The 9,044-nt window shown below is 70.8% G+C and carries 9 protein-coding genes and 2 pseudogenes; all 11 read right to left on the minus strand.

Annotated features, from left to right (window positions below; translation table 11 throughout):
- Window positions 1-151: 151 nt before the first annotated feature.
- Entirely contained in the window at window positions 152-937 is a 786-nt protein-coding gene (locus P3H78_RS32420; RefSeq protein WP_276112767.1) for a GP88 family protein, read from the minus strand.
- A gap of 435 nt (window positions 938-1,372) precedes the next feature.
- Window positions 1,373-2,308 (minus strand): SRA domain-containing endonuclease, encoded by a 936-nt coding sequence (locus P3H78_RS32425; protein ID WP_276112768.1) that lies wholly within the window; start codon window positions 2,306-2,308, stop codon window positions 1,373-1,375.
- A 199-nt stretch (window positions 2,309-2,507) separates the two neighbouring features.
- A pseudogene (locus P3H78_RS32430) lies at window positions 2,508-2,837 on the minus strand (HU family DNA-binding protein); the annotation flags it as partial.
- Between the two features lie 181 nt (window positions 2,838-3,018).
- The gene (locus tag P3H78_RS32435; RefSeq protein WP_276112769.1) at window positions 3,019-3,714 is read right to left on the minus strand and encodes a hypothetical protein; all 696 of its coding nucleotides are present in this window, start codon (window positions 3,712-3,714) and stop codon (window positions 3,019-3,021) included.
- A 98-nt stretch (window positions 3,715-3,812) separates the two neighbouring features.
- Window positions 3,813-4,409, minus strand: a complete 597-nt coding sequence (locus tag P3H78_RS32440) for a hypothetical protein (RefSeq protein ID WP_276112770.1) — start codon at window positions 4,407-4,409, stop codon at window positions 3,813-3,815.
- 101 nt (window positions 4,410-4,510) lie between these two features.
- Window positions 4,511-5,692: a DUF6884 domain-containing protein gene (locus P3H78_RS32445; protein WP_276112771.1), complete on the minus strand. Its 1,182-nt coding sequence runs from the start codon at window positions 5,690-5,692 to the stop codon at window positions 4,511-4,513.
- Window positions 5,693-5,921: 229 nt separating this feature from the next.
- Entirely contained in the window at window positions 5,922-6,461 is a 540-nt protein-coding gene (locus tag P3H78_RS32450) for a hypothetical protein (RefSeq protein WP_276112772.1), read from the minus strand.
- A 131-nt stretch (window positions 6,462-6,592) separates the two neighbouring features.
- A complete protein-coding gene (locus P3H78_RS32455) occupies window positions 6,593-7,363 on the minus strand; it encodes an SAM-dependent methyltransferase (RefSeq protein WP_276112773.1) in 771 nt (256 codons plus the stop codon).
- 199 nt (window positions 7,364-7,562) lie between these two features.
- The gene (locus P3H78_RS32460) at window positions 7,563-7,853 is read right to left on the minus strand and encodes a hypothetical protein (RefSeq protein WP_276112774.1); all 291 of its coding nucleotides are present in this window, start codon (window positions 7,851-7,853) and stop codon (window positions 7,563-7,565) included.
- Window positions 7,854-7,855: 2 nt separating this feature from the next.
- Window positions 7,856-8,533 (minus strand): hypothetical protein, encoded by a 678-nt coding sequence (locus tag P3H78_RS32465; protein WP_276112775.1) that lies wholly within the window; start codon window positions 8,531-8,533, stop codon window positions 7,856-7,858.
- Window positions 8,534-8,806: 273 nt separating this feature from the next.
- Window positions 8,807-9,044 (minus strand): annotated as a pseudogene (locus P3H78_RS32470) (hypothetical protein); the annotation flags it as partial.

Raw genomic sequence — 9,044 nt, forward strand, 5'->3', positions numbered from 1 at the left:
GTCGGGCGCGGCTGCGGGCCGCGTCGGTTCGGCCGACGCTGGCCGCGCGAGTGCTTAGCCCGGCAACCTGCTGGTCGCCGCTCTCCGGCCGGCAACGCAGTGAGCCCGCCCCGGGCCGGGTTGGCGGCGGGGCGGGCTCGGGGGCAGCTCGTCAGTTGGAGGAGCGGGCCTTGGTCTGCTGGCGTTCGCGCCGGCTGGCGGCTTCGGCGTCTCGCTGCCGCTGCAGCTCTCCGAAGGACGCGGTCATGCCCTTGCGGTGGCGGTTGACGGTCATCCCGACACGGGGCGGGCCGTGCACGGCCAAGAGGTCGGAGGCGGCCTGCGAGGAGTACCCGGCGGCTTCCAGGTCCTCCAGGGTGAGGAACACGTCCGCGTCGCGGTCGCGGGTGGGGTCGATGAGGACGTCTTCCTTCCCGCCCCGGGAGAAGACGTACTTGAAGTTGGCGGGTGGGTTCGGCTCGACGAGGCGCCGGAAACGGCTGACTTCCTTGGTGTACGCGTAGAAGGTCAGGCCCTCGGGTGCGCCTCGCATGATCTCGAGCCACATGAGGGTGTAGGCGTCGTCGAAGAAATCTCCGGCGTCATGGATTCTGATATGCCCCAACTTGCCGTTGTCGGAGTCGGGTTGGTAGCGGGGGTGCCGCAGCTCGGCGGCCATGCGCTCCTGCCAGAGCAGCGGGGTGTCCAGCACCATCCGCAGGTTGCGCAGGTGGCGGGCGCGTGCGGCAGGGAAGCGGATGTATCCGGAGTCGGAGCCGAGCGCGTAGCAGTGCTTGGCGCAGACCCCGGCCGAAGGGCAGACATTGACCCTGCGCACGGTGGTGGTGCCGTCGGGGGATTCGTCCTGGAGTGTGACGACCCATGCGGGCAAGGTCCAGTTGAAGATGCCCTGTTTCTTCATTCGTTCGTTCTGCGAGAGCAGCCAGTCGGTGGCCATGATGAGGCACTCCACGAGTCCAGGGAGTTCGGATGGGTGGTGTGCGGTGTAGGAGGCAGTCGGTGAGACAGCCCGGCCGCGGGCCACGGTGCTGTCTCGGTGCCATGCCAGCGCCCGAGCCCTTCGCGGATGCCGGACACGGGATCGAGGCCCGGTGGCGGCGGTGAGTTGGCGGTGGGGTGGGCTGCGCAACGAGCTGGACCGGCCCTCCACTGGGATGGATCGGATGTGCCTCGCGGCGTGGCGGGCAGGTCCAGCGCGCTCACCGTCGCCCGGGTCGAGGTAAGCCCCGCAACTGCCTGCTGCTCCAGGAGGAAGGCGGGCTGCTTCGCTGAGAGATCTGGAGGCGGGTCAGGGCCCGCTTCCGGCCGGGTTGACGGCTCGGGGCGGGCCCTGGGGGTGTGCGAGGTGGCCGTGGCGGAGAGCGTGGCCCGGCTAGTGGTGCTCGTCGCGCTTCGGCGGCCGGGTGCGGGCGAAGACGTAGTGGTCAACCGGCCAGATGGCGGCGGCGCCCGCGTGGTGCAGCAGTTCGGCCACGTCGTGGTCGGGCTCGGCGGGAAGGAGCAGCGCCGGGTCGGGGCGCTGGTCCATGAAGCGGGTGACGTCCTGGAGCTCGCCAAGGGCGGCCCAGATGGCGGTGCGTGCCAGGGTGGGGCGGACGGCGATGACTTCGTTACGGGCCGGGTCGTGGTGGGTGGAGACCTCCGTGAGCGTCCCCGCCGGCCGGATCCGGTAGTGGACCAGGTCGGTGGCGTGTGCTGCACGCAGGTACCGGCTGTAGGAAGCCAGGAGACTCGCGGCGGCGCGCTCGGCTGGGCTCGGGTCGGGGAGGAGAGCAGGGCTGGAGTCCGTATGGATCTTCGGTGTCCAGGTGGCCGGGGGTGTGGTGGGCAGGAAGCCGGGCGGTGGGCTGAAGACGGGACGGAGCCGGAAGACAAGGCGGCGGGCGATCTCGAGCGGCCTGCGGGGGTCACAGGGCGCGTCGGCCCACACGTAGGGGCGGTCGCGGTCCAGGTGGACATGCCCGAGGTAGGTCACGTCCTGGGTATCGGGCCGTTGGTGGAAGAGGCGCAGGGTGCGGCCTTCGGTGTGATGGTGCAGGACGGACTTGTTTCCGTGGGTGAGTACCTGGTCGGTGCCTGCCGTGCCTCCTTCGCCCGTGAAGTGCACATGTTCGCCGGTCCACCCGTCGAAGAGCCCGGCGGGCGTGGTGAAGAGAAGGACGTTCTGAGAGGCGCGTGAGGGGCTGATGCGCGGGTGGATACGTCCGCCGTAGCGCTGGTGCAGTTCAGCGCGGTCGAGGGTCTCGCCCAGGGCGAGGTTCCATTCGGACGCGGTCACGTCGCCGGGCATAGGTGCGGTCGCGGACATGGGGGTTGCTCCTTCGTCTGGTCGCGGACGCAGACCGTGGACGAGAACAGGCCAACCGGGTCAACCCCCGTCGGTGGTCCTGGCACAGCGCACCCCTTGTCGGCTTGTCCATGGGGTCCGCGTGAACGGCGAAGGCCCCGGTGCCCCGGTTCGAGGACCGGGGCACCGGGGCCGGGAGGGGTGGGGGCTAGGCAGCGCGGGTCAGGCTGCCCTTGGGAGCCTTCTTCGCCGCGAGAGTGTTCTTCTTGAGCTTCTTCGAGCCCGAGACGAGGTCCTTGAAGCCCTGGCCCGCGCGGAAGCGGGGTACCGAGGTCTTCTTGACCCGTACGCGGGCGCCCGTCTGCGGGTTCCGGGCGTAGCGGGCGGGGCGGTCGACCTTCTCGAAGGAGCCGAAGCCGGTGATCGAGACACGGTCGCCCTCGACGACGGCTCGGACGATCGCGTCGAGTACGTGGTCGACGGCGTCGGTGGCCTGCTGGCGGCCGCCCATCTTGTCGGCGATGGCATCGATCAGCTGGGCCTTGTTCATGGAGTGAGTTCCCCTCATGGTGAGTGACAACGTGGCTGCTTTCGCCGGGCGTTGGGTCCGGCTGCCGTGATGTACGGTGCGTCGTCGCCGAGTTAGGTCCGCAACTGTGCTGGCCTGTGGTCCGGAGAGATCCGCACGGCCCACCACGCGTGCCAGTTGCGTGAGCCGGGTGGACGGCCGTCTAGGCGCTTCGGACGGCAGCGGCGTGCAGCTCGGCGAAGGTGACGGGAATCTCGCTGCTGCGGAGGCGGCGATACAGGAAGTCGACGCCGCGCAGGGATCGGGACTTGGCCTCCGGCGCGTGGGCGGCGGCGTGGCGCGCGGCGCGCCGGGCGGCACTGTAAGAGGTGCCCTCGACGAGCAGCAGCCAGGTGCCGTCCTGGTCCATGACGGCCCAGGTGTCGGTGAGCTCTCCGGGCGCCAGAGCCGCAGGTGGCGCGGGCCTGAGGTCGGTGAGCGCGACGGTGATGAGCCTGCGGAGCCGGCCGCTGAGGACCTTGACGTGCCCGTCGGAGTCGGGGCGGCTCTGTACGGCGACGATATCCTGGTGGCGCTTGGCGCGGGCCGGATGGTAGGCGGCGATCGTTCCGATCGTGTGGGTCCTGGTGAGCTGGATCCACTGGTGGCTCTTCGCCGTGCGGACGCCTGCGTGGGAAAGACGGAAGTGGGTGGGACCTGCGGGCCCCGTGGGTCCGGTGCCGGTTCCCAGGAGGCGGCCGTCGGCTCGATGCTCACGGATCCATTGCCGGCGGAGCATGAGATCGAGGGTGGCTGCCTTGGCATCGGAGGGCAGGCGGTGAGCGCGGTCCTTCAGCGCGGCCACCATCAGCTCGGTCTGGTAGGGCGAGGGGGTGATGTTGGTTGCGGTGTCGGTCATCTGGTGGAGTCCTGGTCGTGTGGGCGAGCGGCGTCGGCCCGCGCGCTGGTACGCGGGCCTGGGTCGCGTCGGGAGCGGGTGGAGTCGGGGCGGACGGCTCAGGCCGGGCCGAAACGCTCGGGGTGCAGGAGCCGGATAGCGGTGATCAGGGCGCGGTTCTCGTGCGGGCGCAGGGGACCGCGCGCAAGGAGGTAGTCGAGCGCCTCCGGCTCGGTGAAGGTCGACATCCGGTGGGCCGTTCCGGACTGCCATTCGTCGGATTCGTTGACGAGGTAGGTGAAGAGGGCAGCGGCGGTCTCGTCCTCGAGCAGAGGGCCATCCGGCTCACAGTCGGCGTTCTCGGCGGCGACCTCGTCGGGGTCCGGCGGCTCGATCAGCATCTGGCCGAGAACCTCGCGCAGGTTGTCGTCGAGGTGGAGCGCGTACGCGCCTGCCGTGGAGTCGGCGAGGTGGACGACTGTGGGGCCGGGTTGCGTGCCGGGGTATGTGACGTGCTCGGTCCAGGAAAGGACCGGGGGCACCCACTGCTCGCGCAGCGTGGCCTCCAGCTGATCCCGCAGAACGCCGACGACGCGGGCGCTTGCGCCGCGTTGGCCGACCAGAGCGGTCGTGCACCGGTTGAAGAAGTCGGTCAGGAGCGCTCGGTCGTGGGCGGCCGGCTCCGTTGTGGTGGCGTGGGAGATGTTCGATCCCATGGCGGTCCTTCCAAGAGGTTCGTGTCTTCGGGTGTCCGGGGCGTGGTGGCCCGGTGGGTGGGAGGACCGTGCTGGAGCAGGCGGCTAGCCGGGCAACGTCTCTACGCGGTCCCCGGAACTCGCGGTCGCGGTGTGTCCGGGGGCGTGACGTGGCGGCGTTCAGCGTTCGCGAGGATGCGCGCGGTCTCGTCGGGGTCGGCGAGGGCAGCGGGATCGAACCAGTAGTAGTGCGCGATACCTGCGGCCAGGGGGTAGACCTGATCCCACGGTGGGATGCTGTCGGTGGCCTCGGGGACGGTGCCTGGACAGTCGAGGAGGACGTCGATCACCACCAGGAAGGCTGCGGCGCGGAAGTCGCGGGCACGAGTACGGCGTTGGGCGGAGGGCATGCCGGCAAGGTGGGAGCGGGCGGTGGAGTGGCGCTCCCAGCGTCCGTACAGACGGGCGGCCTCGGAGGCTCGGATCTCCGCCGCCTCCATTGCCCGCGGGAGCGCAGACAGGAAGCGTGCGACGTCCCGTGGTGTGCCGTGGACGTCCACGGTGCGGGCGTCGTCGGGGCGCCCGTGCACCTGGACGCGGTAGAGGTCCGCGAAGCGGCGGGCAGCTCCGGCGCGGGCGGCGCTCTTGGCTACGTCACCGGGGAAGGTGAGGGTGCTGTGTGCCCGGTCGGCGTGCGCGATGACGAGCCGGGAGTAGGTGGCGTAGCGCGCCCGCTTGCGGGCTGCTCGTCGCTCTTCCCTGTTCTGGCGCGCGTCCGCCCGCCGCTCGATCTCCTCGATGATGCTTCCGGTGCTCGTGCCGTCGACCGGGCGGGCGGCGGATTTCGGCGTCTGGGAGCGGCGGGCGGGGGCGTAGATGTCAGCCAGCTTGGCGAGCTGCTCACCGATGCCCCGTGCCCCCGCGAGCACGTCGGTCAGCCTCAGCCACACGGCACGAGCGGCCTCTACGTAAGCACGGGGACCCAAAACGGTGACGTCCGCGTGGAGAACGCCGAGGTCGGCGGCCTGCTGGCGGAGCTTCTCGCCAGTGACCGAGCCCTCGTCGCCCATCCGGAGGTCGTAGGGCGCGATGACCTGGTCCAGGGCGACGAAACCGTGGAGGGCAGACAAGATCAGAACGCGAGCAGTACGGTCCTGGGCGACGAGCGCGTCGGCCGCGCGGCGCAGGGCCACATGGTAGCTGCCGCAGTACATCTCACCTGCGGGTACCGGCTGTTCGGTGGTGCTCTTGCGTCCCCCGCACGACACGATGATCACGCGAGGGCGGACCGTGGACGCGGCCATGGCAGTTCAGCTCCAAAGGGGTCGGTTGCTCGGTGCGGCGCCAGCGACCCGGCTCCGTGCGGAGCACCGTGGTGCCGCTCCCTGCTACCCGCGCAACTGACTGGCCGCGCGTGCTGTCGGTGTCGGCCTGCGCAGATGCCCACCAGCCCGCCCCCATGGGTGGGGGGCGGGCTGGTGGGCTGTCAGGCGCGTCGTGACATCCAGCCGACGGGCGGCACATGGCTTCGGGTCAGCGGATCACCAGTGCGCGCGACAGGCCGGGCGCCTTCGCTCGCTGGGTGATGGCGGCTGCGGTGACGGCGGCGACCGCCAGGGCTGCGGTGACACCGAGAGCCACGGCACAGCGGCGGGCAGCGCCCCACGACCGGGCCGGAATCTGAACGGTGTCCGTGCGGGTGGCGAGAGCCGTCGGGGACATGGTGGACCGGACCATCTGATGTGGGTCGTACGCGCCGGGGCCGTCGTGGAAGGCGACGGCTTCAAACGCGACGCCGGCGACCACTGCGGCGCGGCGCTCGGTGTAGTGAAGGCGCGAGTCGTACGAGCTGGGGAAGCTGTCGCTGCTGCGGGCACAGTTGCCCAGGGCTTCCTCCCAGTGCGCGAGGTGTTCGAGGGAGTGCGCGCCGTGCAGATGGACGGTCACCGTTCCAGCGCCCACCTGTACCGAGTCGAGGTGAAGATGGGGATTCTCGGCGGCGAACTCGGCGAAGGCACGCGCAGTGGGCTGCACATGATGGGTGGTGCGGGCGGGCCGCGGGTGGAAGAGCATGTCCGCTCCTGCGAAGACGGTTGGGGGGCCTCGGACTCGGGTGAGTCCGGCAGGGCAACCGTGCGGAGCGGCTGGGCAAGCCGCACAACCGTTCGGGCCGGGGGCCAAGGCCCCGGGCACGAACGGAGAACTCAGTGCTGCGGGCCGTAAATGATCCACAGCTCCGTGTTCAAGGGGCGTCCGGAGGGGGACATGACCTCGCCTTCCAGGGCGTACCTCCTGCTGCCGTACCGCTGCAGGAGTTCACGCAGAGCGACGGATGCCTTGCGGACTCCGTTCTCCAGGCCGAGGGAGACCAACGCGCCGATCTGGCCGCCGGGACGCAGGAAGCCGTGGGCATGCACGAGGTGCGCGGCGGCGAGGTCGCGCCGGAACGGCGGGTACATGATCACCGCATCGTATTGGGGCTGCTGGGCCAGGGTCAGGAAGTCGGCGGTGATGACATGGCGAGCGAGACCGGCTTCCTTGATGTCGCGGGCACGGTGATGTTCCAGTTCAATGCAGTCCACGGCGCAGCCACGGTCGGCGGCTTCGGCGGCGAGGTTTCCGTGTCCGGCTGAAGGCTCCAGGACCGTCCAGCCGGGGCGAAGGGCCAGCTCGTCGCACAGCTGCTCCGCGACGGCCGGCGGGCAGGGCGCCTCACCGCGGTAGGGCCGAGGCGCCGTCTTCCTGTTGACGATCATGTAATCGATCAGCGGCTGGGCCTGCCCGAAGGGGAACAGGTCGGCGAACACGAATGCCTGTCGCCGAGGGCTGAAGAGCGCGCCTGCGGCGGTGAGGACCCGAGCCGTTCGCTCTCCCAGCCCGGACCGGGCTGGATCCACGTCCAGGGGCAGGCGCACGGTGACTCCCTCGCAGGTGGCACGGGCGAGGACTTCACGTACGTCGTGGGCTACTTGCATCTGCTTCTCCTCAGGTCCGGTGGGCACCCCGGGCGGTGGGCCTCGGGAGGGCGTGCGGTAGTCCGGACCGTGCGGAGGGCGGAATCAAGCGGCGCAACTGCCATGAGCGCGCCGGGCGTTGGCGAGGCACGCGCGGGCCCCGGTCTGCCATGGGAAGAGGCAGACCGGGGCTGGAGTGGGGGCGCCGGGGTGCGCCGGATCAGCCGATGAGGACCGGTGGCCCGTCGGGGAACATCGCCCGGTATTCCTGACGCATCTGGTGCTCCTCGGTGATGGCGGCGTCGCTGAGCTCGACGCCGACTGCTGCCGCGGCCTCGCGGGCCACGGCGAACCGGCCTTGCAGGGCGGCCAGCGGGGTGTGAGGCGGCCACGCGGCCGAAGGCCAGGCATGCGCCCAGTCCTCGCCGTGCTCGTCCAGAGCTGCGGCGTAGGCGCCGAACTCTCGGAATAGCAGCTCGCCCAGGGTGTCGCGCTCGGTCTGGTTCGACACGGTCACTCCCCCGCGCTCTGGGCCGGGGTGCGGGGCAGGGAAAGAAGCCGTCGTGCCATGCGGGCGTCGCCGCGCAGTTGCCCGGCCGCCTGACGGCACGCCCCATGCAGGTACGCCGCGATCAGGTAGGCGGTCAGCCGCTCGGTGCGATCCGGGTTCGGGACGTGCGGCAGGTACAGGACGTTCGCCGGGGGCACCAGGCCGAGCCGGACGTACGCTTCGATGAGGTCCCAGCCGTCCGTGCCGCCCGCGTGCTGTGCCTTGGTCCGGGCGAGCCCGTCTTCCATGCCGTCGTACAGGCCGCTGAGCAGCACGACCGGCAGGTGGGCGACGGCGTCCACCGCGCGGTCCAGCGCGCCGTCGTCGTCGGGGTCGTAGAAGTCCTCGGGGAGCCCGAAGTACTCGTTCGCGACCGGGTCCTTGCCTCCGTGGGCGGTGTAGGCGGTACGCCAGTCCTTGACCGTCTCGGTTCCGGCCTGTACCTCGCAGGGGTCGGTGTGCTCGCCTGAGATGCGCACCAGGCCCAGCCAGCCCGGCCGCCGGAGTTTCCGTACGGGCGGGAGTCCTTCCTCGGGGCAGCCCTGCCAGGCTGCGCGGGCGACGGCGCCCGTGTTGCGCATCAGGCGGCCGACGCGGGCCGACGTGCCGGTGGTGGGGCGGCCGGCTGGGGTCTTCGTCATGAGTTCTCAGCTCCTCAAGGGGCGATCCCCGGGCGCGGGTGGCGGCCGGGGTGCCGTGAGCAGGCCTGGGCTCAGCTCGGACGGCTGTCCGTACGGTGGGTGAGCCCGAGCCAAGGCACGCAACTGCTCGTTTCACAGCGGCCGGGAACGGCTGCGGCCCGCTTGCCGCCGAGCTGGTGGCAAGCGGGCCGAGCGATCCATCGCCGCCTGCGCGTCCGCAGGGCGGTGTGTCGGGGCGGCAATGGGAAGTGCGGATGACCAGACGTTGGGTGATCAGCGAGTGGCGGCGCGGAACGAGGTGCACTCGTCCGAGGGAGCGTGATCGGTGTGGTGCTGGCCGCAGCGGCACAGGGCGATCGGCTGGTCGCCCTTGGTGTCGCGCTCGGTCAGCTGACACACCGGACAGCGGCCGGCAGACAGGTGGGCGAGGGCCTGCAGGACATTCATGGCGCCCTGCTCGTACGGGCGGATGGCGTCGTCGAGGAACGAGGCGTCCTCCGGCTGCTCGTCT

The organism is Streptomyces tropicalis (genome assembly GCF_029269835.1).
Classification (GTDB): Bacteria; Actinomycetota; Actinomycetes; order Streptomycetales; family Streptomycetaceae; genus Streptomyces; species Streptomyces tropicalis.